The organism is Bradyrhizobium sp. Crot121 (assembly GCF_059512385.1).
In genome coordinates this window covers 58,984-82,894 of sequence record NZ_JCAMOR010000034.1, presented here as the reverse complement: position 1 = coordinate 82,894, position 23,911 = coordinate 58,984, and the positions used below count along the sequence as shown (strand labels likewise).

19 protein-coding genes and 1 pseudogene are annotated in these 23,911 nt (G+C 58.1%); 8 read left to right on the top strand and 12 right to left on the bottom strand.

The genetic code is table 11. The features are described 5' to 3' along the window. Positions 1-590: 590 nt before the first annotated feature. The 6 genes from AC5ZGW_RS26425 to AC5ZGW_RS26400 form a co-directional block, all read right to left on the bottom strand. Positions 591-3,410, bottom strand: a complete 2,820-nt coding sequence (locus AC5ZGW_RS26425; RefSeq protein ID WP_130224652.1) for a putative bifunctional diguanylate cyclase/phosphodiesterase — start codon at positions 3,408-3,410, stop codon at positions 591-593. Then, positions 3,410-4,303, bottom strand: a complete 894-nt coding sequence (locus AC5ZGW_RS26420) for a transporter substrate-binding domain-containing protein (RefSeq protein ID WP_130224650.1) — start codon at positions 4,301-4,303, stop codon at positions 3,410-3,412. Before AC5ZGW_RS26420 ends, AC5ZGW_RS26425 begins: the two co-directional genes overlap by 1 nt. Positions 4,304-4,428: 125 nt before the next feature. Beyond that, positions 4,429-5,127, bottom strand: a complete 699-nt coding sequence (locus tag AC5ZGW_RS26415; RefSeq protein ID WP_130224648.1) for a TVP38/TMEM64 family protein — start codon at positions 5,125-5,127, stop codon at positions 4,429-4,431. Between the two features lie 4 nt (positions 5,128-5,131). Then, positions 5,132-6,475 (bottom strand): pyridoxal-phosphate dependent enzyme, encoded by a 1,344-nt coding sequence (locus AC5ZGW_RS26410; protein ID WP_165435108.1) that lies wholly within the window; start codon positions 6,473-6,475, stop codon positions 5,132-5,134. A gap of 630 nt (positions 6,476-7,105) precedes the next feature. Then, a complete protein-coding gene (locus AC5ZGW_RS26405) occupies positions 7,106-7,369 on the bottom strand; it encodes a hypothetical protein (protein ID WP_130224644.1) in 264 nt (87 codons plus the stop codon). Between the two features lie 201 nt (positions 7,370-7,570). After that, positions 7,571-7,747 (bottom strand): hypothetical protein, encoded by a 177-nt coding sequence (locus AC5ZGW_RS26400; RefSeq protein WP_165435107.1) that lies wholly within the window; start codon positions 7,745-7,747, stop codon positions 7,571-7,573. A 658-nt stretch (positions 7,748-8,405) separates the two neighbouring features. Between AC5ZGW_RS26400 and AC5ZGW_RS26395 the strand changes: the two genes are divergently transcribed. After that, entirely contained in the window at positions 8,406-8,921 is a 516-nt protein-coding gene (locus AC5ZGW_RS26395) for an IS66 family transposase (RefSeq protein ID WP_130224642.1), read from the top strand. Here AC5ZGW_RS26395 and AC5ZGW_RS26390 read toward each other — a convergent pair. After that, on the bottom strand, positions 8,869-10,452 hold the full coding sequence (locus AC5ZGW_RS26390; protein ID WP_130224640.1) for a porin: 1,584 nt from the start codon (positions 10,450-10,452) through the stop codon (positions 8,869-8,871). The two genes, AC5ZGW_RS26395 and AC5ZGW_RS26390, sit on opposite strands and share 53 nt — an antisense overlap. A 1,464-nt stretch (positions 10,453-11,916) precedes the next feature. On the opposite strand from AC5ZGW_RS26390, the gene AC5ZGW_RS26385 reads away from it, so the two are divergent. The 4 genes from AC5ZGW_RS26385 to AC5ZGW_RS26370 all read left to right on the top strand — a co-directional run bounded on the left by AC5ZGW_RS26385 (position 11,917) and on the right by AC5ZGW_RS26370 (position 16,626). After that, positions 11,917-12,879 (top strand): LysR family transcriptional regulator, encoded by a 963-nt coding sequence (locus AC5ZGW_RS26385; RefSeq protein WP_130224638.1) that lies wholly within the window; start codon positions 11,917-11,919, stop codon positions 12,877-12,879. 223 nt (positions 12,880-13,102) lie between these two features. After that, positions 13,103-14,296: a CaiB/BaiF CoA transferase family protein gene (locus AC5ZGW_RS26380; RefSeq protein WP_130224636.1), complete on the top strand. Its 1,194-nt coding sequence runs from the start codon at positions 13,103-13,105 to the stop codon at positions 14,294-14,296. Beyond that, positions 14,293-15,237 carry a hydroxymethylglutaryl-CoA lyase gene (locus tag AC5ZGW_RS26375; RefSeq protein WP_130224634.1) on the top strand — a complete coding sequence of 315 codons (945 nt, stop codon included), beginning with the start codon at positions 14,293-14,295 and terminating at the stop codon, positions 15,235-15,237. The genes AC5ZGW_RS26380 and AC5ZGW_RS26375 overlap by 4 nt, the downstream gene beginning before the upstream one ends. 126 nt (positions 15,238-15,363) lie before the next feature. Continuing rightward, positions 15,364-16,626 carry an MFS transporter gene (locus AC5ZGW_RS26370; RefSeq protein WP_245474594.1) on the top strand — a complete coding sequence of 421 codons (1,263 nt, stop codon included), beginning with the start codon at positions 15,364-15,366 and terminating at the stop codon, positions 16,624-16,626. On the opposite strand, the gene AC5ZGW_RS26365 is transcribed toward AC5ZGW_RS26370, so the two are convergent. The 4 genes from AC5ZGW_RS26365 to AC5ZGW_RS26350 all read right to left on the bottom strand — a co-directional run bounded on the left by AC5ZGW_RS26365 (position 16,577) and on the right by AC5ZGW_RS26350 (position 20,311). Then, positions 16,577-17,293: a TRAP transporter substrate-binding protein gene (locus tag AC5ZGW_RS26365; protein WP_245474593.1), complete on the bottom strand. Its 717-nt coding sequence runs from the start codon at positions 17,291-17,293 to the stop codon at positions 16,577-16,579. The two genes, AC5ZGW_RS26370 and AC5ZGW_RS26365, sit on opposite strands and share 50 nt — an antisense overlap. Positions 17,294-17,376: 83 nt before the next feature. Beyond that, a complete protein-coding gene (locus AC5ZGW_RS26360; RefSeq protein ID WP_245474592.1) occupies positions 17,377-18,747 on the bottom strand; it encodes an MFS transporter in 1,371 nt (456 codons plus the stop codon). A 35-nt stretch (positions 18,748-18,782) separates the two neighbouring features. Continuing rightward, entirely contained in the window at positions 18,783-19,418 is a 636-nt protein-coding gene (locus AC5ZGW_RS26355) for a 4-carboxy-4-hydroxy-2-oxoadipate aldolase/oxaloacetate decarboxylase (RefSeq protein WP_130224628.1), read from the bottom strand. 11 nt (positions 19,419-19,429) lie between these two features. Then, positions 19,430-20,311, bottom strand: coding sequence for an NAD(P)-dependent oxidoreductase (locus AC5ZGW_RS26350; protein ID WP_130224626.1), 882 nt, complete (start codon positions 20,309-20,311; stop codon positions 19,430-19,432). A gap of 191 nt (positions 20,312-20,502) precedes the next feature. On the opposite strand from AC5ZGW_RS26350, the gene AC5ZGW_RS26345 reads away from it, so the two are divergent. Then, positions 20,503-21,174, top strand: a complete 672-nt coding sequence (locus AC5ZGW_RS26345; protein WP_349645057.1) for a GntR family transcriptional regulator — start codon at positions 20,503-20,505, stop codon at positions 21,172-21,174. A 717-nt stretch (positions 21,175-21,891) separates the two neighbouring features. On the opposite strand, the pseudogene AC5ZGW_RS26340 reads toward AC5ZGW_RS26345, so the two are convergent. After that, positions 21,892-22,146 (bottom strand): annotated as a pseudogene (locus AC5ZGW_RS26340) (GAF domain-containing protein); the annotation flags it as partial. Positions 22,147-22,325: 179 nt separating this feature from the next. On the opposite strand from AC5ZGW_RS26340, the gene AC5ZGW_RS26335 reads away from it, so the two are divergent. After that, positions 22,326-23,078: a hypothetical protein gene (locus tag AC5ZGW_RS26335; protein ID WP_207230972.1), complete on the top strand. Its 753-nt coding sequence runs from the start codon at positions 22,326-22,328 to the stop codon at positions 23,076-23,078. A 155-nt stretch (positions 23,079-23,233) separates the two neighbouring features. Beyond that, on the top strand, positions 23,234-23,890 hold the full coding sequence (locus AC5ZGW_RS26330; protein ID WP_130224622.1) for a DoxX family protein: 657 nt from the start codon (positions 23,234-23,236) through the stop codon (positions 23,888-23,890). Positions 23,891-23,911 lie beyond the last annotated feature (21 nt).

Below are 23,911 nucleotides of genomic sequence, written 5' to 3'. Positions count from 1 at the left end.
AATAACGTCAGAACGCATCGATCCTTGAACAAGGACGCGCCGATTTCTCGCCCGGTTCAGCGAACCGGTGCGATCAGCTCACGCGCCATCCTGGGCGGACTTCATCACCACTACGCCCGAGCTTAAGTTTTCGGTACACACAGGCGTGCAAATCACGTTGCGATTGCCCACGATTGGAATCGTTCCCCGCGCTCGCCTGTATCGTGCCATGCTCGCCATGCGTGGACGCGTCGGTTGCGGTTGCCGCTCTGAAACCGCTATGATCGATTAGAGCGTTGATGGACCCTCATCCTCCGCGAGGATAGTTATCTTTGCCGTTGCCGTTGGCGCTATCTTGCCCGCGTCTGCATCGAAAATCTGAAATTCATCGCCACGTCTGTCGACGGTATCGCCTGGGGTAGTCCCGAAGGCAAATGGCCGATCGTATATTCCGGGATCTAGTAAGGCACAAGTTGTCGGAACCACCCAGGTTCGCATCGGCGCTGCTAGGGATATTGAGGGTTACCAATTCCTTGGTGCCGATTGCGGTAGCTGATGCGAAGACATCAGGTAAGCTATCACGAAGATCGAACGCTTGCGCAGGTGATAGGCTATGCGTACGTTCGATCGACAGAAGCGGGTTTCTGATTCTGAGCTTGACGCGGCGAGAAAGCTCGCGCGAGCCTTTCGAAATCCTCCGGCGGAAGAGGGCGGCCAAACAAATAGCCTTGGTAATTGAGCCGCCCATACCGCGCTAAGAAGGTATATTGCTCTTCCGTTTCCACGCCTTCGGCGATGACGGAAAGACCAAGACTTCTGCTAAGTGCGATGATCATCTTGGCTATCGCGGCACTATTAGGATCGACTAAGACATCCTTGACAAAGCTGCGATCAATCTTGAGCTGATCGATAGGAAGACGCTTTAGGTATGAGAGGGACGAATAGCCGGTTCCGAAATCATCGAGGCTAAAGCTGATACCGATTGCTTTCAACTTATCCATCTTGGCTATTACGTCGTCGACATTGCTAACTAGTGTGCTTTCGGTAAGTTCAATTTTTAGGCGACGAGGATTAGCACCGGTTTGCTCGATGATCGTACGAATTTGATCGACGAAGTTCTTCTGGCGCATCTGCAGTGCGCTGACATTTATCGCAACACTTAAGTGCTCGGTTGCAGGATCTGATGACCAGCTAGCTAGCTGCCGGCAAGCGATTTTGAGCATCAAAGCGCCGAGCGGCAGGATAAGACCTGCGCTCTCCGCCGCCGGAATGAATTCGCTTGGAGAAACCATGCCTTTCTGCGCATGTGGCCAGCGGGCCAGCGCCTCCGCGCCCAATAGCCTTCCTCCGTGATCGACCTGTGGCTGATAATGCAGCAGAAACGCTTCCCTTTTTAGATCTTCCCGCAGATCTGTCTCAAGGGCAGCTCGCGCCGAAATCATAGTCTGCATAACGGGATCAAAGAACCGGAGGCCATTCCGGCCAGCGGTTTTTGCGTCATGCATCGCTAGATCTGCCCTTTTTAGCAGTTCGTCGACGTTGTTATCCTTAGGAGAAAATAGGGTCACACCGATGCTGGGCGTGCATGGATATTCATATGCGTGAAGGCGAAAGGTATCAGTGAAGGCGGCAACAATCTTTTCTCCAACTGCCTCTGCTTGCAAAGCAGCGGTTTTTGCCTTTTGGGTACCGAGATTGGCAAGAAGAACCACAAATTCATCGCCGCCGAAGCGGGCAACTGTATCTTCTGCACTTACACATCGAGCGATGCGCTGAGCCGCCGCTTTCAGCAGGAGATCGCCCATGTCGTGGCCAAGCGAGTCGTTCAGAGTCTTAAAATTATCGAGATCAATGAAGAGCACAGCGCCGTAGGATTTGTGGCGAGTATTGGCATTGAGCGCCTGACGAACGCGGTCGATCAGTAAGACACGGTTCGGCAAGCCTGTAAGTTGATCAAAAAACGCTAATTCCCGGATCTTTTCCTCAGCGTGCTTGAGTTTGGAAATGTCATAATAAGAGCCGATGTAATTGGTAACTTCTCCTGCCTCGTTTTTCACGGCGGATATCGTCAGCCAGCGCGCGCAATGTTCTCCGCTCTTCGTCCTGATACTCATATCGCCCTGCCAGCTACCGGTGCTCTGAAGGGAGTTCCACAAGCTCTGGTAAAACTCAGCGTTGCGACGATGCGACTGGAATAGACGTGCCGTTTGTCCAACCAACTCTTCCATCGCATAACCAGTCAAGGTGACGAAAGCGCGGTTGGCACTCAAGATCACGCCCTTGGTATCGGTGACAATCATTCCCTCTTGAGCATTGAAGGCGGCAGCGGCGATGCGCAATTCAGCATTTGTCTTGTCAAGCGCATCGCTCTGCTGTTGCAGGTCGATCTCAATCGCTTCGCGACGCTTAATCTCTTGCGAGAGCGCAAGGTTATGTTCGGCCAACTCCGCTCTGTGACGATTGGATTCAACGAACTTAATTTGCAGCCGCGCCGAATTCTGACGCATTCGTTCGAAGCCGATAGCCAACACGAACAGCGCGATAGCGAGGAGACCCAGACAGAATACAGAGGTCGGCGAAAGTGTACTGCCGTAAAGTTCCTCTTCGCTCGCCAGACGCAGGACGGAAAGCCGTGTGCCTCGAAGGGGCAGGCGCAGCGCAAAGTATCCCTTCAGCCCGGGAGCCAGGACAACTGATAGAGCCTGAATGCGGCCAGCCGGCAGAGCGGCGAGCGCGGGGCCGCTGGTAGCAACAGGCGAGTGTCCCAGCTCGACCGGGAATAACACCTCGCCGTCATCGGCCAACAGGAATTCATGGGGCTGTCCCAGATCGTTGCTAGGTACTAATGATGCAAGCAGATTGAGGTCGCTTATACTCTGCACCGTTCCCCGTACCCCGCCCTTCTGCAACACCGGCGCACTGGCTACAAGCAGACGGCGCTTCTCGTCGATCTGAACATTCGGCTCGACGAGATTCAAAACGGGAGAGAGCGTTGCCACGCCGGACGCGCCGACATCAGCTTGCGTCACGCCGTTGTTGTCGAAGAAAGTCAGGCGCAAGTAGCAGGGTTGGCCGCGATATTTATCTTCATCCAAGGTAGTCTGGAAACGACCCTCGATTGCAGCCAGATTAGCAAAGAGTCCATACTTGACGGACATCCCGAGATCGAGGTTGCTGAAATAATTGGAGATGTCCTCACTGGCGGCGAGCCGCGCGACGGCCTGCCGGCGCTCGATCAAAAATTCCCCAATCTGGCTGGTCCGCGCTTCACCGATTGATAGAAAACGCGCATCGGCGTTCTGACGTAATTCCACTTGCGATGTGTAGAGATTGACAATCAGAAACAATATTGACGACAGAAAGGCCGCGGCTGCTATGAATGGCCAACGCAGAGCCAGGAATCGACTGAAATTGGCCAGCCAAGGCTGCATCAATTCGTCTTTGCATAAAATTCCGGAAAGAAGCGGCGGATGCCGGGATAGTATTTGTTCACGAGCCGATCATAGGCGCCGGAAGCTTTGAGGTCCCTCAAATAGGCATTGAATTCGTCGCGCAAAGCCGTCGCATCTTTTGGAAAGGCAGTTGCCAACATCTGCGGGCCGGAGATCGGCCCTAGAATCTTGATCCTGCCAGCCCATTTTCGCAAATCGAGAATGGCGTCTGGCACGTCAAGCAGCGTCAGCTCAGCTTCCCTGTTGAGCATAGCCGGCACCATCTCGTTGAGGTTCGAACTCTTATTGTAGGCCTTCAGGTCGATACCGACATTGACCAGGTCGTAATTGGCTGGGTCTAAGCAGGTGCGCTCCATGACGAGCACGCTCCTGGAGCCGATGGCTTTCCGCGTCTCGGCGATATCTGCCTCGAGATCGGCGCTACCCTCGATTGGCTTTAGATCAGACTCGGCTGGCGCCACTAACAAAACCTGGGAGGGAAGGGTCGGATCGGAATATAGGAGAACGGCCTCTCGCCACGGCAGTATGGTGAAACCGCTCGAAATCACGTCCCCCTTGATGGGATAGTCGCCTGTCAGCGCCACCTCGCCATTTTTGCGCACGGCATCTTTGCCGAGCAGATCGCGGATCACCGAATAAAAATCTGAGTAGACAAGCTTGTAAGATACGCCGATCCGTTTAGCGAAGCCCTGCATCAATTCCACGTCGAAACCGTCACCAGCGCCGGTAACAAAATTAGCGTAGCGGATACCGATATGGCGAATTTCGCCGCGCTTCTTGATCTCCGCGAGATCAGCTGCCCAGCTAGAGGCCACAAACAAACAAGCCATTGCGCCGCTGAGCGACCCAAGCACGAAACGCTTCGAGAACATGAAGGTGCACTTTGCTTTTACAGCGATAAAAATGCACCTTAAAAGTCCGGCATTAAGAAAAGATAGCGAAAAACAGTTAAGTGCAATCCAATTTGGCCACCAAAAGCTGGCTTGGCGGCGATGGATTACGGTCTTGTCGCTGGCTGTAGTGGAAGCGAATCCCTCAGGTTCTTGAGTTCGTTCAGCACCGACCTCCAAGGACCGATCGCGCTCAACAACGTACTTAAGGTTAATAAGACGACGTATCCTGAAAATTCGTGCCAATGAGGAGTTACGCGAGACAAGTATTGGTGCCCTTGCTGTCCTATCTGCGCATAAAGCAGCACGAGCGGCGCACTGCCTAACACACTCGTTGTCAGGTATTGGAGGGGTGAGACACGAAAGACTGCAGCAAAGAAGTTCGCCAATGGCGCTGGCACGAGTGGCGAGAGGCGTAGTCCGAGCAAAGTCAGCCAAATCTTGACAGCGGAGTAGTGATCTAAGCGAGCGCTGAGACGTTGCTGAATCTGCTTCCGGTAAAACAAAAACGCGCTCAAACCGCCAAAGGTACTGCCGAGCAACACCGTTGCACCTCCGGCGAATCCATCCATGTAAAAGCCTGCCGCCAGGTAAACCATGGGCATGGAAGGAAACGCCAGAAAGGCAAGCGCGGCTGATGTAAGCAGAAACGTCAAAGCTGTTACGAGCGGATTCGCTTCCGCCATTCTCCACAAGCCCGGGAACAGCTGCGAGGCTCCTTCGCTCGACATGGGCGACGCAAAGTACGCCAACGACAGAAGGAGAACAGCCGACAAATAGAAGATTACCGCTTTGTGACTACGCATCACACTAGCCTAAACCGGATAAGAGAGGCGGCGTATATTCAAAGCTGTTGTAGGTGTTCCAAAACAAGACCTTCTTGTTATTCAGTGTCCCAGTTCGAGACAAGGCGAGCAGCGACCGCCAAGCCTTCAACGTAAATACCGGATCGAGATTGAGCCCTGCCTCCTTCAATTCCTCCGCCCACGCGGTATCGACGCTTTCGACCAAACCGTAGCCAGGACCCCAGCTGTTAGAATCCGGGACAAAAATTTCCTCCCGCACACGACGAAGAGTGTTGGGCGAAATGCCTGGAAAGCGGATCTTTTGCAGCCAAGCCGCCGTGCTCCGGGCGAGCTGGGTGACGTTTCCCTCCACAAAGGGCAGAGAGGGCTGCCGATTGACCAACCATCGCGTCAAATAAGGTTTGTCCTGATCGGCCACCCCTACCACCTTGGTTTGCCATCCCATCAGGTGGACGCCGAAGAGCAGGCCGAGCACAGTCGAACCGCTGCCCATGGGAACAAAGATCACATCGGGCGGCGTTTCCCATGCCTGAGCGGCGTCGAGCCACTGCGCCAGCTCGGCGACCGCATTCATATGTCCCAACACGCTTAATTCGTTCGAACCGCCTGGCGGAACAACCGAATCCGTGTCCGGATGCAGCCAGTGCCTTGCAAATTCGTAAGCCGCCTCGCCTACCAATTCGACGTCGTTCTTGGTTATGGCAACGCGCTGAACAAGACTCTGCAAAATGGCCAGCCTCGCCATGTCCGTGGCGGCTCCCGGTACCTCAAAAAGCACCAGATCAAGGGCGCAGTTCAGCGGCTCTCCGTCGCCGGTCAAATCAGCCATGCGGTTGGCGAGAGCAAATTGCAACGCGTGATTGCTGGAAACCGCACCGATGGTCCCAAGGTGCTGAGAGCCGGACCACTTCAAGTTTGGCAACAGAAATTCGTACTTGCGGGCCTTGTTACCAAAAACGGGATAGTGCGCACTGCTCTCATTCACCACCAAGAGTTCAGCGCAATCGATTTGTCGCGTCACCGACGGTGGCAACTGTAAGAGGTGGTTTTCTCGCGCAAATATGGGGGTCCAGGGAATGATAGCGCGGGCCTCGGCATCCTTCAGGAAAATGGAATTGCCGGGATCGCCTAGGCGCTTGTATCCGGCGAAAGAGTCTTTGCGGACGCGCGTGTTGATGATGAGAGGCCCCTCTTCGGCGTCGGGATCTACCAAGGAGGGAAACAGCTTGGCCAAAGCCAAAAATTGCGAGTTCAATACCGCAGGCGACGGCGCCAAACCTGAAACATCGGCCATATGGGGAAGCGGCAACAACGGACGCCCGCTTTGAGCCGCGCCGACCGCGCCCAACGCCGCTCCGCCCAAAATGATTCCTTGCACAAAGTTTCGGCGAGAGAGGCACATCGCGAACTGTCACATGGCACCCAGGAGTTGTAGATTAACCTTTTTTTAACGATATTCCAGTCGGGTGCTGGCTTCGGCGAGGAATAATTTAAGTTTTGCTTAACCAAGACTCGTCTAAAAGCACGCCAGGATTCCGATCGGGCCTGACCTTGCCTTTGCCAATAAGCTTCGAGAGAATTGCGATCGGAGCGGCGTCGGATAGCCAAGGTTGAGGTTTAGCGCGGGCCGACCATCTGGCCGAGACGAGCCGCACATTTCGCTCCAAACAAGGCGCGGCTGCTACGCTCCAGCCTATACGAATCGAGCAACGGCATGGCGGGCGAAAGGCGAAACCGGTCAAGCAGATGCAGACCAGGCCGAAGCGTCCCGACTGGCCACTGAAAATAAACATGATGCTGTCGGACAGCTCCGGCATTTGGTACGCCGGAAAGCAGAATGTCCGCGTCGGGCTTAGAAGCAGTGCGGTGAGTCAATCTAGAGATGCTTTCCCTCCAGCCACAGAAGCAGCAGGTAGAAATCTCAACTCCGAAAATAAATGTTATGGCAGAAGTCGACCAGTGACGAAGCAAAATGTGCTTAGGCAAACACGTCGATCACGCGAGCAGCGTTGCTCTCGTCAATGAAATCATCGAGGCATGCGGGCAATAACATCCATTGCCCACGATCCGCCTCTTCGAAGGGCCTCATCAATTCCCCACCCAAATCACGGGAGAAGCATAACAGCCGCACAGCGTTTTCACATAGCCAGGGCCAGGCCAGACTCGGAATTGGTGGCTGCAAAGGTTTTGTCCGGTTGTCCTCCAGAGGCCGAAATACTGTCCGGATGAGCTTGGCGCTCATCGCCGCATCGTTTGTCTGGGGCGTGATTATGCAAAGGTCTGGCAACCCTGGCTGGGTGGTCCTTGCGCTTGACCATGTACTTGGCAACGCTTGATTGCGCGACCTCGAACCCAAGCTTGAGCAGTTCGCCATGAACATGCGGTGCTTCCCACAGCGGATTCCCTCCCGTGAAACTACGGAGTCGCGCAAGCTCTCTCGACGTTAACCGAGCCGCCCAACGTTAATTCGCGACTTTGCTTGTCCAAGAACACTAAACCAGCGAAAGCTGCGGCGCTGTTCTGTTGTGGCCCGAGCGATGAAGCGGATGAAGTCGGAATTACCCGAAGAGAAATGACTGGCCTGCAATGGGACCGGACTTGAACCGGTCAGCATTGTCATCTGCTCGCCCTCCTGGCGGCCGAGGGTACGGCAGGCAAGGTCAAATTTTTTCCGTACTAGTCAGGGCTGCCCGCTTTGCCCCCAACCGCCACCTATTGGTCGGGATGGGTGACTGGCGGCGGTGCTTTTGTGCGGAGGGCCCGAGACGCATCGCTCGTAGCAATCTCGTAGAATTCCCTTGCGCTACATCAAGAACATATTTGCCCATCGCGCTAGAAAGGCGCTGTGGCCGAACAACCCTGCCTATCTCCAAGGCTGTTGAGATTATGAGGCCCGGTCTCCTAGCCACACCGGGCCTCGCTTCGTCCGAGCAGGAGGCTCGCATGCCTACAAGCAGCTACGCAGACGATTCAGGATCAGCCGTGCACTACGCGTTGGAAACGACCCATGCCATAGCCGTATGCCCTTTCCAGTTGGACCTGACGATCCGCGTTGGTAATGATGCCGCCGAAACCCATGCCTTTGCGCGTGCAAGAAAGCTTGTCAAGAGCGACGGCACCAAGTGGGACAGAGAGGTTCTGCGGAAGGAATTCGGACGAAACTGCGGAGGGCGGCTGACCGTTACTGTCCTCACTACGCGCCTTTGGGCGACCCGGAGCTATAAGACCGTGATGTTCGGCTCCGGTCAGCTCCACAGGACGGCAGCAGCCGGAGGCGAATGGCCCCCTGCAGGCCGTGTCCAATTGGCATCGGCTGCAAAAGCTCTTGGCGCTTCGCGCTTTCACCGCTCAATCTCCTCGTGCGGGTAGAATGCGCGCATAACCGCATCATCCCGCGTGCCTCTACCGAGACACGCTCAGCCCCGATAGGGCGGCTCGCCTTGGATAGGCTTACCGCCACAGGAAGAGGTAAGGCCAATTACTGCCTCAACCGCAGGGATGCATTTACCTGCTTTCTCGACGACGGGCGCGTCCGCATGTCGAACAACGCCGCCGAACGCAAACTATGGGCCGTCGTCGTAGGAAGGAGAAACTTCGACTGTCGCCGGACTCATGAGCGCGGTGAGCGTGGGCTGCGATCTACTCCCCTTATTGTCAGCGCCGAGCTCAGCGATATCGATTCACGAAGCAACTTAGCAACACGCCGGATTGCTTCCTCGCCGTTCCTCGCAAAGAAGGCGATCAGAAGTTTCGCTGCGCGCGGAACTCGAGCAGGAACGTATCCTGGTCCTTGAACTCGTAGCGTGCCAACGGCTTCGGCGAGGACGCGCCAAGCACGGCGGATCCCTTGAAATTCTGGTCGAGGTGGAACCACTGGAATTCGGCCGTGAAGGTCAGGTTCTTGACCGCGGTCCAGCGGGTGTTCACGCCGAGCTGCGAGATGTTGAAGTCGGGGTTACAGACGTAGTCCGCGCTGACCGCCTTGGCCGGCGTGGTGTAGTTCGCGCACATGAAGGCCTTCGCGGCACCGTCATAGCGGACCGCCACATACGAGCCGAACAGGCTCGACGACCAATACGGGTCCCAGTTATGATTGAACGCCCCGCGAACGCCAAAGGTCTCCGTCAGATGCAGCGAGCCGTCGCCGCCGGCCGCGACCGGCAGATAGACGGCATCGGTCGTCGCACCGAACCCGATGCTCTGATAGGCGCCGGGCGCGCTGGTGCTGCCGAACATGGCAAAGCTTGGCGAGGTTGAAGACGACGAGACGACGTACTTCGTCGCGCCCTTGGCATAGCTCGCGTCCAGTTTGAGGTCGTCACCAGCGCCGCTCGGGATGTTCTTGATCTGCAACGCCGCCTGTACGGCGCCGCCCCACGAGGTGTCGGGATGTCCGGAAAGCTCGGATGCCGCGGTCGGCCCCGCGCCCGGCAGTCCGACGGCGCCCGCCGGCGCACCGAGCGCGTTGAGGGTGTTGTAGGAGCCGCTGACTTCATGCGCCGCGGCCGAAATCTGGAACAGGCCCCAAGCCTGGTCGATGCGGATATTGCCGACGACGTCGGGCGCATGGACGCCGGCATAGGCGTTGCCCGAGTTAAACGTGGCGTTCAGCGGCAGCGCCAGATTGTAGACCGCGGTGCGATCCCAGACCGTCGGATCATCCAGGCCGATGCTGGCCGACACGCCATTGCCGAACTGCGCGGTGTACTGGATGTTGTTAACGCCAGTGTCGGTGTTCTGGCCGCCGAGCAGGAAATCCGAGATGTTGCCGGGGAAGCCCTGCCAAGGCGACGCGTAGGCCGATGCCGACTGACCAAAGGTGAAGCCTGCGAACTGAATGAAAAGGTACTGGACGGTGGTGTAACCGCCGCCGGGAGTGTCGAGCAGCTGCGCGCCGGCCACCGGAAGCGAGCCGTTGATCGAGTTCGGGTTGAAGGTGTTGTTGCCGAGCGTAGAGAACTGAAACCGGCCCATCCCGAAGGTGCGGACCGTGCCATATTCGGTCTGCGTGCGGGTATCGATTGACAAAGCCATACGGGAGCGCGCTGCGAAGTAGTCACGATAGCGGTTACCCTGGCCGATATCGCCATTCCAGGCGGGCGAGCCCTGCACGCCGCCGTTGAAGGTGGCGTCGACCCGCAGATAGCCGCCGATCTTCATGCAGGTGTCGGTGCCCGGGATGTACCAGAAGCCGGCGCCGTACAGGGAGCAGACCTTCACATACTCGACGGCCTTCGCCTTGATTGGAAGATCGGCTGCTTGCGCGCCCCCGACGGCCATCAGGCCGGCGGTTGTGCCGAGAATAAGTGTTCGCGCCCGTATCATGTTTAAAGTCTCCTAATCCCCGACATGCACACGCATGCTGACGCGGTAACTAATGCAAAAACTTCCGTGAAGAATAACAACGCGGTGAAGTCGATGCCGCCGACCGTGAGCTGTGACGTTTTCGCCACGCGACAGTTCGAAGTTCATCGAACAACCCTATTCGGTCTTTGCAGATCAGATCTGTCAGCAGAAAGTGGCGATCGGTCGCTTGCGCATCTTGCGGCGTAGAAGGCATATTCTGCACGCGTAAGTATCCGTGCATTTCCCGTGCTTTCCATGGGAGTTCAAACCTGTCGCTCCAGCTCACGCCCACCGCCGCGAGCTAGGTCAATGTCACGGCCGTCGCGGCGCTCGCGGGCTCCTCCCACCGCTACGGCGACCATTGCCGCGGGCATGTACATACCGCGCCCCCCTTTTCACATTGCCGAGCACTGATCGGAATGGCCGGTCCGGCACTTTCGATTCGCCGTCGTTCGAGGGCTCATTTACCAAGAACGTCACGACTCCACTGGGCTATGGCACGCAGAACCTTGTTCCGGTCCTTGCTCTTCATTATCTTCGCGTGGATCGCATTGAGCCGGTCGAGGATTTGGCTCGCACCGCGTTGTTGATGAAGCCGACAGCGCTTGCGAGCGGTGTCGCGGTGCCGTTACCGAATGTCGTGCTGCCAGCGCTCGTGTTGGCGAGAAAATTGACGTTGTTGGCGTAGTCCGCCAGCGTCGAGCGGCGTAGACCGTCGGCATCAGGCTTTGCGGCGCAATGCCCGACGGAAGCTCACGAGAGAAAGTACGACGTAAGAGGGCCGAGGCCGTTCATTACGCTATAAGGCTGGGGTCCGGTCGTCGTGGATCGCCTTGAGAGTTTGCGCTGCGTGCGGTCCTGGGTTAATTGCGAGATAACCCGTCCGACACTTGGCGTCGTGCTGTTGGGAAAGCCGACTGGCGGCGAAGCCGAGATTTGCTGAGCGAGTGCCGGCAACGGCCAGGAACGTAGTTGTTAGCAGCAACGAGTTCAAACGCATGAATCCTCCTCCTCAAAGAATGGGGCAGTCCTCTCGAGTCGATTTGGAATCCGTCGTACGTCAGATTCGGGACACTAGAGCATGTTCGGGTCTGATTGAGTCAGAACCGAAGCTCTCGTGGACTTTTGCGGCAAAGCGAAAAGTCAGATCGCAGGCGGTAGCCGCAGACCCGGTCGAACATGACGCGAAGCGGCTATCGATTTCGTGATCCGACGCGGCCCATCCGACGAACTCGTTTTTATGACAGGATCGGCCGAGTGATCACACGGTGGACGCGCACCGTCTCCCCTAACCCGAATAATTGGCTCATAGCCCGGAGTTGGAAGATTCTCGGCTCGATTCGGCGCCAGTTGGTATGAGATTCTGATTTTCTCCGATTCTTCTGCGACATTTGAGAAATCAGTGGATATTTGTTGCGATAACTTCTGTCTGGGACGTTGGTCATGGAAAAGACACGGTCGATTCAGTCAAAGCCGCCCTACAAGATTGATCTCGTTCGGCGTATTGACCTCACAACCTTACAGTTATTCATCGCAATTTGCGACGAAGGTAATTTGACGCGTGCGTCGCAGAGAGAGGCAATAGCGCCTTCCGCAGTCAGTAAGCGCATGCACGATCTCGAGGAGACGCTTCAGGTCGCTCTGTTTGAAAGACACTCGAATGGAATGACACTGACGCCGGCAGGCGAATCTCTGTTGCATCATGCGCGCGTCACGCTGCTCAACATCGCGAAGATCGCGGTCGACATGGCGGAGCACGCGCGGGGTGTGCGTGGACATGTGCGAATGTTGGCAAACCTGTCGTCAATCGTCGAATTTCTGCCGGACGATCTGCCCGGATTCTTTCGCTCTCACGAGTTGGTGCGGCTCGATCTTCAGGAGCGCTCCAGCGCCGAGGTCGTTCGCGGCCTCGAGGAAGGTGTCGCGGATATCGGCATTTGCTCCGCAGACGTCGCCACGCGCGGGCTGGAGCGTTATTCGTATGGAAGGGATCGCCTCGTTATCGTGGTAAGGTCCGATCACCCGCTGTCGGGCACGACGAAAGTCTCATTTGCCGATACACTGGACTACGATCATGTGGGCCTGTTCGCTACAAGCTCGATCTATCTTCGCTCGCAATACACAGCGCAACAGCTCGGCAAGTCGATCAAACTAAGGGTCCACGTCCCTGGTTTCGACGCCGTCTGCCGGATGGTGCAGGCCGGAATGGGCATCGGCTTGATCCCGAACCGGGCATTTGCCGTCTTGAGCCACGGCATGAACTTGTCCGCTGTCGAGCTGAGCGATGAATGGGCGGATCGTGAGCTGGTGCTGGTTGCCAGAGATCCCGTAGGGCTGTCGGCGACGAGTCGCTTGATGCTAGATCACCTCAGACATTCCCGCAGCACGCACTATAAAGCATTATGACTTTTCTTCGAATCGTCGTCCCGCTTCTTAGCTCTTTGTTTGAGCATGATCGTTTCACGCTATTGCTCCGCGTTTGTCGTGAGGGAAAACCTGGCCGTGCTCTAGTATCGCTCTCTTCGCGTGCGTTCGTCATCTGCGAACGCTCGTTCATCAACGGATATTGGACTCAACCCGCGTTGCTCGGCAACACCTCGACAAAACAGCGTGTCGAGGAGCGCCAGAGATGGTCGGGCCGTTATCCGGTATTCGCGTTGTCGAACTAGGAACACTCATCGCTGCGCCATTTGCGGCGCGGCTGTTTGCCGAATTCGGCGCAGACGTCATCAAGATCGAGCAGCCCGGCGTTGGAGATCCGCTGCGCAAGTGGCGAAAGCTCCATAAAGGGACATCGCTGTGGTGGTATCTGCAATCCCGCAACAAGAAGTCGATCGCAGTTGATCTGAAGTCGGCGGAAGGGCGTGCGGTTGTTCGTCGCCTGGCTATCCAGGCCGACGTTGTGATCGAGAATTTCAAGCCGGGCAACCTTGAGAAGCTCGGCCTCGGCTGGGACGTGCTCTCCGCGCTCAATCCGAACCTGACCCTGGTGCGTATCTCCGGCTACGGACAGACCGGTCCTTATCGCGATCGATCGGGATTCGGCGCGATCGGTGAAGCCATGGGTGGATTGCGATTCACCACTGGCGATCCTGAGAGCCCGCCGGCACGCGTCGGTATCAGCATCGGCGATAGCCTGGCTTCGCTGCACGGCGTGATTGGAGCGCTGATGTCGCTGCTTCGGGTCAAGACAGGCCAGGGCAAGGGGCAGATCGTCGACGTCTCGCTTTACGAGAGCGTGTTCAATCTCATGGAAAGTCTGGTTCCCGAGTATGATCTCTTGGGCTATGTCAGGACCCGGACCGGCGCAGCACTACCGGGCATAAGTCCCTCCAATACCTATCCAAGCTCCGATGGGCGCTACGTTGTCATCGCCGGCAACAGCGACGCGATATTCAAGCGTCTGATGCGTGTGATCGGACGCCCTGATCTCGGTGAAGATCCGACGCTCGCCAACAACGACGGACGCGTACGGAGGAATGCGGTGCTCGACGCCGCCGTCAGCGACTGGACCTCGCAACGAACCATGGAGGAGATCCTCTCCCGTCTTGATGCGGCTGACGTTCCTGCGGGTCGAATCTATTCGGTCGCCGATATCGTGGAAGACCCCCACTACGCTGCCAGAGACATGATCCTGCCGACCGAACTCCCCGGCGGCATCGCCGTGAAGATGCCTGGTATCGCGCCAAAGCTATCGGAAACGCCGGGTGGCGTAAGGTGGCCTGGTCCGACACTCGGGCAACACACCGACGAGGTCTTGACATCGCTCGGCCTCAACGAGGAGGACATTCTGCAACTGCGCCGCAGTGGAGCGGTGCAATGACCGCCGATCTGCCGGACATTTTGATCCAGGAAGTCGCACCACGCGACGGGTTGCAGATCGAGCCGCATTGGATCGAAACGACCGAAAAGATACTGCTGATCGATTGCCTGTCTGCTATTGGCTTCCGACGCATCGAAGTTTCGTCATTTGTTTCGCCAAAGGCCGTTCCTGCGCTGCGGGATGCAAGAGACGTATTTGCCAGCATCAGACGGCGACCTGGAACGGTCTACACAGCGCTGATTCCAAATCGGAAGGGCGCCGAGCTCGCTTTGGCGGCACGGGCCGATGAGCTAAACTTCGTGATGTCGGCGAGTGAGACACACAATCGCGCGAACATGAACATGACGCATGATGGCTCGCTCACGTCCCTTGGTGAAATCATCGAACTGGCCCACGCGGCTGACGCATTGGTCAATGCCACGATCGCGACGGCGTTCGGCTGCCCATTCGAGGGAGCACAGCCGTCCGGAAAGGTCCTGGACATCGTCAAACGGTACCTCGACCTCGGTGCCGATAGCGTAACGCTCGCAGATACCACGGGCATGGCCAACCCCAATCAGGTCTCGCGATTGGTGGCAGAGGCCTTGACGCTTCTACCCTCGCACAGGCTAACGCTTCATTTCCACAACACGCGAGGCCTCGGGCTGGTCAATGTGCTCGCGGCCCATAACAGCGGCGCGCGCCGCTTCGATGCAGCGCTGGGCGGATTGGGTGGTTGCCCATTTGCGCCGGGCGCGACCGGCAACGTTTGCACCGAAGACCTGGTCAATCTCTGCCATGAGATCGGCCTGAGGACCGGCCTCGACCTCGATCGCTTGATCGACCTTTCGAAGCGATTGCCCGCATTGGTCGGACACGACGTGCCGGGCCAAGTCGCAAAGACCGGGCGTCCGATGGACCTGCACCCCGTTCCAGAACGATCGCGGCAATCCCCCGCCTGAACAACCTGCAATCACATTTCAAAAAACATATCGGAGGAAATCATGACGATTACTACAGCGCCTGCTGTCGGTCTCGATGCGACGATCAGCGAGCAGCAAGTCATCAGCAAGATCGCCTGGCGCCTGATGCCGTTGATCATCGTCTGCTATTTCTTTGCATTCTTCGATCGCGTGAACATCAGCTTTGCCAAAGCATCGCTCCAGGCGGATCTCGGTCTCAGCAACACAGCCTATGGCTTCGGCGCGAGCCTGTTTGTCGTCGGCTACGTCCTATTTGAGGTGCCGAGTAACATGCTGTTGTATCGCTTCGGCGCCCGGCGCTGGATCGCCCGCATCATGATCTCATGGGGGCTCGGGACGGCGGCCATGGTGTTTGTCCAGAGCGAATGGCAGTTCTACACGCTGCGCTTCGTGATTGGCGCCATGGAAGCCGGATTCGCTCCCGGTATTCTCTATTATCTGACCCTTTGGTTCCCAAAATCCCATCGCGGGCGCATGACTTCGGTGTTTTTTCTCGCGACCGCATTTTCGGGCATCATTGGAGCGCCGATGTCCGGCCTCATTCTTAACTATATGAACGGGCTGCACGGTTTGGACGGCTGGAAATGGCTGTTCCTCGCCGGCGGTCTGCCATGCGTTGCCCTCGGAGTGGTCGTCCTGCTTCGATTTGACGACAGCATTGATCATGCGAAATGGCTCAGCACTGATGAGCGCCGTCTCATCTCGGTGCAATTGGAGCGGCAGAAGAATCAAATTGGCGAGCGCTCAGCCTGGCGATCGTTGCTGATGCCCGGCGTTCTGCTGCTTGGGTTCATCTACTTCCTGATCCAGATCGCGTCGTATGGACTCAATTTCTGGACGCCGGATCTCATAAAGGCGGCCGGCGGGGGAAGCGCGAGCGCGATCGGCTTCTTGACCGCCATTCCCTATGTTTGCGGCGCGATCTGCATGCTGATCGTCGGACGGCTCTCTGATGCATCCGGCGAACGTCCGAGGTTTGTTGCCGGACTTATCTTGGCTGCAGCATTCGGCTTTTTCGCCACTGGCATTTTCAACAACAACGTTCTCTTGCTGATTGGTGCGCTTGCCGTTCTTGGCGGCGGCGTGGTGGCGTCAATCCCGACATTTTGGACATTGCCTCCGAAGATACTGACGGGCGCCGGCGCCGCGAGCGGGATCGCGCTTATCAACACGCTGGGCCAGGTGGGCGGCATTGTGAGTCCGATCATGGTTGGCTCAGTCAAGGATCTGACGGGCAGCACGACGCCGGCGCTCTTTGTCATCGGCAGTCTTTGCGTGTTCTGCGCAGTGCTTTTGTTGACGGCACTTCCTCGTGAGCTCAAGTCCAAGGACTTTCACCCAGCGCCGTCTCAGTCACTTCGGCGGTGAGAAGCGATTGAATGAGGCCCACTAGCAGCACCGTCAGGTATCGCGGGACATCGAAAGTATGGGCGGCGTCGATCGTCCGCTGCGAGAGCGCTAGGTAGATCTCCGAAAGGTCGATCTGGACGGGCGATGCGCCGAGCGTCTTGAACATTGCGGCATAGAGAGCACCAGGCTGTACGCGGATCTTTAGCCCGCGCATAGCTTCCGGCGCCTTGAGCGGCTGCTCCACAGTCTCGACCACGCGCCAGCCCCACCAGCCATATCCCAGGCCGTAGACGCCCTTGCTCGGGAACTCGCTCATAAGCTGCTCGCCGACAGGGCCATCCATCACCTTGTTTGCCTTCTCCAGGTCCGAGAAGAGGAAGGGCAAATCGACCGCCATGAACTTGGAATATAGCATCTGCACGAAGCCAGACGTGTGCGCGCACAAATCGATGATGCCGGTCTGCAGACCGGTCAGCATGTTGACCTGCGTTCCAAGCTGACCGACGGTGAATACCTGGACTTCGATGGCGCCCGACGTCTTGTTCTTCACGGCCTCTGCGAAGCGCTTGGCGACCGGCATGAATGGATGGGTCGTCGTATCGGCGAAGACCAGCTTCAGCGTCTGCGCCGGCGTGTCGGCGAGCCCGGGCCTGGCGACGAACGGCGCCGCGACGGTACCGCCCAAGGCGGCCTTCAGTGCGTTTTCTACGTGAGATCGTCATTCTTTTTCCTCCCTATGTTTTTTCGTTGTTAGCGCGAGGCGGCGGTTCAGGCCGCCTCGGCAAGCGGCGTTCTGGCTTTCGCGCCCGCTTCCGCCTCCTTTACGAACCTGAGGCGAACGACCAGCACTCCGGCGACGAGCAGCGTGATGCTCACGAACGCAAGGCCCGCGTAGATGCCGCCCGTCCCATCCTTCAAAGCCCCAAACACGGAGGGTCCGACGAAACCGCCCAGGTTTGCGATGGAATTGACCGATGCGAGACCGACGGCGGCCGACGATCCGGTGAGGAAAAGCGACGGCAACGACCAGAACGGGCCGTATGGCGCGTAGATCGCCGCAGTGACTACGACCATGAGGGCAAGCAATATCCAGAGATTGCCGCTGGCGAACGACATCGCCACGAGCGCGGCGCTTGCAACGAGGAGCGGCAACGAGACGTGCCACCTGCGCTCTCCGGTCCGGTCGGAGTGCCAGGCCCACCAGATCATCACCACGGTCGCGACGGCGTACGGAAGCGCGTTGATCAAACCGATCGAGGTATCGCTGAGGTTCTGGGCCAGCCCCTTCAAGATCTGCGGCGAGTAGAATGCCAACACGTACACGGCGACGGATTTTGCGTAGTAGATGAAGGCGAGCAGCCAGATGCGTGATCCGCTAAGGCTGCGCCAGAAGGAGACCTGTCCGTACTGGACGACTTTCGCCTTTTCCTCCGCTTCGATCGTCGAGAGAAGCCAGCTCTTTTCATCCGTCGTCAGCCATTTCGCCTGATCAGGCCCGTCAACTAGCAGCCAGAGGGTCACGAAGCCTAACAGGACGGCCGGGATACCTTCCAGAATGAATACCCATCGCCAACTTGCCAATCCGAGCCAGTGAACATGATCGAGGATGAGTCCCGAGATCGGTCCGGCTATCAGCGTGGCGATCGGCAGAGCAACCATAAACAAAGCGACGACCTTCGCTCGGTCGCGCTCCGGAAACCAGTAAGTCAGGTAGAGCAGCACGCAAGGAAAGAAGCCAGCCTCGGCCAATCCCAGGACCGCCCGCGCGATGGCAAGCTGCGTGAAACTCTGAACCAATCCCGTAACGGTCGCGACGATCCCCCAGCCGAACAGGATCCGCGCAATCCACACCCGCGCGCCGAACCGCCGCATCAGCATGTTGCTCGGCACTTCGAAGAGGAAATAACCCACCGTGAACAGTCCGGCGGCGATTCCAAACTGGGAGGACGAAATGCCCAGATCGGCGTTCATCTTGAGAGCCGCGAATCCAATGTTGGATCTGTCGATGAACGCCACGATGTAGAGGAGAGCCAGAAAGGGCAGGAGACGCCATTTCACCTTTCGCATCGTGGCGTCGCGGTAACCCGTGCCGGGTCGCTGCGGGACCATGGCGGGATTGATTGCCGTTGTCGAAGGCATTCGGAGTCTCCTATGTGGCAGCCGAAGTACGCCGATCAATCGAGCCCGAGCCGCTTCAGCGTCTCGGCGAGCCCCAGCAACTCGACGGTCGTACGGCCCTGATCGAGCTCCCTTCGGAAGGCGGCCTCCTTCTCTTCGCGCGCCGCCGCACTGTTCAGCGTGGCCTCCACCTCGTTCGTCGGGACGATCACGACGCCGTCGCGATCGCCGACGACGTAATCGCCGTGATTGATCAGAACGTCCCCGATACAGATCGGCACATTGACCTTGCCGGGCTGGTTCTTCGCGGTTCCCTTGATTGACAGGCCGCGACAGAAGACCGGGAAGCCCATCTCGACGATCTGGCTTGCATCGCGGACCGCGCCGTTGATCACCAGGCCGGCCACGCCCAGCTTCATCGCGGCGTGCGTCATGACATCTCCCCAGGGGCCGGCCTCGATGAAGCCTTTCGCATCGACGACGAGAACGTCACCAGGACACACCTTCGTGAGCGCGTAATGCAGCATCAGATTATCCGCGGGCCGAATGTCCACGGTTACCGCCGGACCAGCCAGCCGCGAGCTTGGATCGATGGGCTTGATCCCGCTGTCCAAAGCGCCCTTGGCCCCCTGCGCTTCGTGGATCGTCGCCGCGCCCAGCGCGATCAGCTTCTCGATGGTGCCGTTCTTCATGTAAGTCGTCCTCAAGTTTTAAGATTGATCTCGGGCGTGTCGCTTGTGAGTAGCCATGCAAGCGCATCCTCCACGCTGGGCTCCTCCTTTTGAAGCGGCCGCCGATCGAGCCCGCGGGCGGTCCGTTCGAAGCGGGTCGCTACGCCACCAAGAACGACTGAAGGCGTCCCGTGCGACGCCATTTCCTTTTCGGCATCCTGAACTTCGTGAAGCCTTCGCTTGGCGTGCACGACGTGAGTGCGCACAAGCATGTCGAGGAAGGACCGAAGCGGGGCCTCATCGATGTCGGTCAACTGTTCGTAGAGTTGCATGCGGAGATGCTGCTTCTCCGCGCTGGTCAGCAACTCGACCGCCAGCGCCTCGATCCCCTTCGTGAACATGCTCCGAAGGATCTTGAGTGAAATCGCATCGCCGGCCGCCCCACTGGCTATCAATTTGACGCGCCCGCCGAGGGGATCCAGCAGCTCCTTGAGATCGCCGGCGCCCTCCCCCGCGACCAGGAGCGGAGTCCGAACCTTGCTGAGTGCGATGGCCCCCATGATGGCGGCGTCTACGTAGCGGACGCCGTGCCGCCGCGCCGCTTCGGCTGCTTTGCGCTTCACCTCCGGTGTCGCCGTGGTGAAATCGGCGATCGAGGTTCCTGACTTGAGTTCCGGGGCGAAGGCCTCTGCGACGACCAGCGCGGTCGCACCGGTGACGCAGGAGAGCGCCCACTCGACAGAGCCCAGGTCGGCGTCCGGATCGCTTCTGATGATCTGCCCGCATTGGGCGGCGAGTTTGGCCGCCGCCGCGGAAGGATGTTTTTCGTAGAGGACGAGGTGATGACCGGCGGCGTGGAGCGGCGCGGCGTAGCAACGTCCGACTTCTCCCAAGCCGATGATGGCGATGCGCATCTGCCCCTCCCCGAATATCTTGTTGAGCGAACGAATATACAAAAAAAATACAATACACAAGCGCTAACGCAATTACAGGCCGACAAATACGATCTCGAAAGTACACAAAATATACAATCATCGAACGAAATGAGGAGCTTCGATCTGGTTTTCCTCATCGGATTGCCTTACAGAAAGCGCGATCGGGAGAGATGCGGCCAATGGCGCGGGGACAGGATCGGGCCTACGAAACGTTGAAGCAGCGACTGGTCGGCGGCTTGTACCCACCCGGCATGCAGCTTCGCGAGGAGCCGCTCGCCAATGAATTCGGCTTGAGCCGGACGCCGATCAGAGCCGCACTCAAGCGGCTGGTCGTCGACGGCCTGGCCACGGCCGACAATGGCCAGGGAGTCCGGGCGGCCGAATGGAGCGAGCGCGACATCGAGGAGATATTCCAGATCCGGATCCTGCTCGAACCGCTTGCCGCGCAGTTCGCCGCCGAACGCGGCAACGACGCCCTCCTGAAAGAGCTCGCGTCATGCAACCGCACGATGGCCAGCGCCGTCGCGAAGCCCGGACCGCAATCAATCGTCAAAATCCAGGAAGCGAACCGTACGTTTCATCACCTTCTGCTTGATCACGCCGGCGCGCCGCGCCTGCGCAGCATTCTAGACACGCTCATCGAGATGCCCGTGATCACGCGGTCTTTCCAGCTCTACACGCGGGACGAACTAAAGCAGAGCCTTCACCAGCACGAAGATCTCACCCAAGCGATCTCGTCGAAGAACGGCGAACTGGCGCGGGATATCATGCAACTGCATCTGAGAATGTCCCACAGTCGCTTCATCCGTCATCGAAGCGCTTGGCAAAAGGACCGACCGTAGGCAAAGACCGTCCTGTCCGGTGGAACCGCCGCCGGACGACGCATTCGGCGTCCGTGCCGCAAAACTTCAAATGAAATAAAAATGGTACCGCGGACGTGAATCGAATCCGGACCCGAATAATCCGGTCCTGGTTCTGCAGCAAGCGATACCCTGCGGCAACGAGCAGAACAGATTGTCCGTCTTGCTCGCCTTAGTATCCCATTCTACGACGAGTCGGCCACACAACCAGAACTGGCGGAGAGAGTGGGAGTCAAACCCACGATTTTTCGACTATCCCGCGTCGAACAGCCGAGACTGCACGTAAGCACTCGCCCGCCTCCTGCCCTCGCAAATTCAGATCATGCACATTGCGCCACGAGCCTGCTCACGTTGGCAGTGGTGAGATTTTTCTTGATCTCCCGGTGCACACGTCGTGCACACGCCGCCCTCTAACCAGTTGAAAAACCTGAACCTTCGCTCCAGTCCATCATTGGGCGCATCCCCACCGCCGCCAAAACCGAGAAACTCGACGATGATCACCGATGGCTGGGCGTTGCCGCTGCCCTGGCTCGGCGCCGCCGTCTGCTGGGTCGCCGCGGTCACGTTCTGTGTCGAGAGTGCGGCGCTGATATTCGGTGCCTGCACCGTCGGGATGCCCGACGACATGCCCTGCACCTGGATATTTGCTGCGTTAAGGATCTGCAGCGCCGCCAGATTGACGTTGCCCGAGACGCGGATCAGGATATCGGCGGTGGCGGTTTGCCGCTCCAGCGCTTCCCGTGTCTCGTTGAACAGGCGCGCGTTCTCGATCGCGATCACGGCCTGATCGGCGAACGTCTGCAGCAACTGCACGTGATCAGCGGCAAACGCGCCCGGCTCGGCACGCGTGACGCTGATCATGCCGACGGGTGTTTCGCTGTTCATCAGCGGCGTGAACAGGACGCTGCGAAAACCGCGCAGCCTTGCCAGATCCTTGTTCAATTGCGGGACGTCGACCGTGATCGGATCGGCTTTTTGCGCCCCGACGGCCGCCATGGCGACTAAGGCAACCATTATGACCTACTTCAACCGTGAGTCGCCTCGCAGCGGTCAGCCATCACCGCACAGTTTCCAGTATTCTGGGCAGCCTCAGCTCGGTCAATGCAACTGCACCCAAACCTAAGGAGCTCGACATGAGCAATACTCAGGCCTGCAGAGAAATGAGCCGACTCGATGTGATCCGCCTTTTCGCCTTCAGCATGCTGTTGATCCTGCCTGCAACTTCCGGGGCGCAACAGCTCCCACCGGTTGCCGAACAGATGGCAAAGACCTACGGCCTTGATTCGTTTGGGCAAATAGAGGCAATCCGCTATACCTGGAATGCGGAACTTCCCAGTGTCAAACTTTCTCGCAAGTGGGAATGGAGCCCGAAGAGCGACACGGTCTCTTACGACGGGAAAGATAAGGAAGGCAAACCGGTAAAGGCCAGCTATCAACGCTCGCAGCTCAGCAGCCAAAGCGATGCGATAAAGAACGAGATCGATCCGGCATTCGCCAACGATCAGTATTGGTTGCTGCTCCCCTTCCACGTCGTTTGGGACGGCGCGACCGTGACCGATGAGGGCGCGCACAAACTGCCGCTGGGTGACACTTCTGCTGAGCAGGTCGTGGTGAAATACCCCTCGGAGGGTGGCTACCAGCCCGGCGACACCTGGGAACTGTACGTTGGCGCCGACAAGCGAATAGCCGAGATCGTCTACCACCGCGGCGCCCCCAACCCGCCGCCCAAACTCGTGATCGCGACCTATGCCGACTACAAGAAGGCCGGCCCAATCCTTTTCTCAACGGATCACCGCGGGACGCTGGACGGAAAACCCTTTCGGCTTTTCCTTTCAGATGTGTCGGTCAAATTGGCGGGATCAGACAACTGGATCGACGCGCAATGAATCTCGGCAGGGTTGATTTGCGCAACTGATCGCAAGGGCCGAGGCGCCTCGATGCCGGGGCGGCGGGTGCGCCTCGTCACCTGACCGATGCGCTGGGTAACGATTCAATCAACCTATGCGTAGAGTAACTGTTCAATTCTTCGGAGCACGCCCGCATGCCCACCAATCCCCTCACCGATGCCTGGCATTTCCTGACCGCGACGACGAATGATTATCTCCATCAGGGAAACTGGCGATATGTCATCCTGGTGCTGTTCTGGGCCCTGCTACTTGCCGGCATTGCAGGTGCCTTCCAGAATTGGCGAGAGGACCCGGAGCAACGCACCGGCCGACACTTGGGAATTTGGCTGGTCCGAGTCCTGATCGGCTGCATGTGGTTCCAGGGGATGTTGTGGAAACTGCCGCTGCCCGTGTCCGACGGTCTGCAATACTGGACCGAACAGGAATCGACCAGCGCGGCTTTCGAGTTTCACCGTACGTTCATGAAGGACGTCGTGTTGCCTCATATGACGATCTTCGGGCCGATCGTCTTTTTAGCCGAGCTGGTATTCGCCGGATCGATGATGCTCGGGCTTGCGGTGCGGTTCGTGGGCGTGCTGGCCATCGCCTACACGCTCCAACTCTGGCTCGGCCTCTATGGCAATTCGGCCGAGTGGCCGTGGACGTACATGTTCCTGGCCCTGTTGATGTTCCTGTTTGTGATCGAGGGCGCGGGCCGGAGTCTCGGCTTCGATGCGTGGCTGCGCCGCAACGTGCCCGCCGTGCGCGACGGGAAGGGACTTCTCGGCTGGTTCTTCAACATCGCGAGCTAGCCGTCACGGTTAGATCATGAT

Bases quoted from the DNA above. Each gene is read 5' to 3' on its own strand.
- AC5ZGW_RS26425 (WP_130224652.1), bottom strand. From the start codon at position 3,410: ATGCAGCCTTGGCTGGCCAATTTCAGTCGATTCCTGGCTCTGCGTTGG.
- AC5ZGW_RS26420 (WP_130224650.1), bottom strand. From the start codon at position 4,303: ATGTTCTCGAAGCGTTTCGTGCTTGGGTCGCTCAGCGGCGCAATGGCT.
- AC5ZGW_RS26415 (WP_130224648.1), bottom strand. From the start codon at position 5,127: ATGCGTAGTCACAAAGCGGTAATCTTCTATTTGTCGGCTGTTCTCCTT.
- AC5ZGW_RS26405 (WP_130224644.1), bottom strand. From the start codon at position 7,369: ATGAGCGCCAAGCTCATCCGGACAGTATTTCGGCCTCTGGAGGACAAC.
- AC5ZGW_RS26400 (WP_165435107.1), bottom strand. From the start codon at position 7,747: ATGACAATGCTGACCGGTTCAAGTCCGGTCCCATTGCAGGCCAGTCAT.
- AC5ZGW_RS26395 (WP_130224642.1), top strand. From the start codon at position 8,406: ATGGCCCCCTGCAGGCCGTGTCCAATTGGCATCGGCTGCAAAAGCTCT.
- AC5ZGW_RS26390 (WP_130224640.1), bottom strand. From the start codon at position 10,452: ATGATACGGGCGCGAACACTTATTCTCGGCACAACCGCCGGCCTGATG.
- AC5ZGW_RS26385 (WP_130224638.1), top strand. From the start codon at position 11,917: ATGGAAAAGACACGGTCGATTCAGTCAAAGCCGCCCTACAAGATTGAT.
- AC5ZGW_RS26380 (WP_130224636.1), top strand. From the start codon at position 13,103: ATGGTCGGGCCGTTATCCGGTATTCGCGTTGTCGAACTAGGAACACTC.
- AC5ZGW_RS26375 (WP_130224634.1), top strand. From the start codon at position 14,293: ATGACCGCCGATCTGCCGGACATTTTGATCCAGGAAGTCGCACCACGC.
- AC5ZGW_RS26370 (WP_245474594.1), top strand. From the start codon at position 15,364: ATGCCGTTGATCATCGTCTGCTATTTCTTTGCATTCTTCGATCGCGTG.
- AC5ZGW_RS26360 (WP_245474592.1), bottom strand. From the start codon at position 18,747: ATGCCTTCGACAACGGCAATCAATCCCGCCATGGTCCCGCAGCGACCC.
- AC5ZGW_RS26355 (WP_130224628.1), bottom strand. From the start codon at position 19,418: ATGAAGAACGGCACCATCGAGAAGCTGATCGCGCTGGGCGCGGCGACG.
- AC5ZGW_RS26350 (WP_130224626.1), bottom strand. From the start codon at position 20,311: ATGCGCATCGCCATCATCGGCTTGGGAGAAGTCGGACGTTGCTACGCC.
- AC5ZGW_RS26345 (WP_349645057.1), top strand. From the start codon at position 20,503: ATGCGGCCAATGGCGCGGGGACAGGATCGGGCCTACGAAACGTTGAAG.
- AC5ZGW_RS26335 (WP_207230972.1), top strand. From the start codon at position 22,326: ATGAGCAATACTCAGGCCTGCAGAGAAATGAGCCGACTCGATGTGATC.
- AC5ZGW_RS26330 (WP_130224622.1), top strand. From the start codon at position 23,234: ATGCCCACCAATCCCCTCACCGATGCCTGGCATTTCCTGACCGCGACG.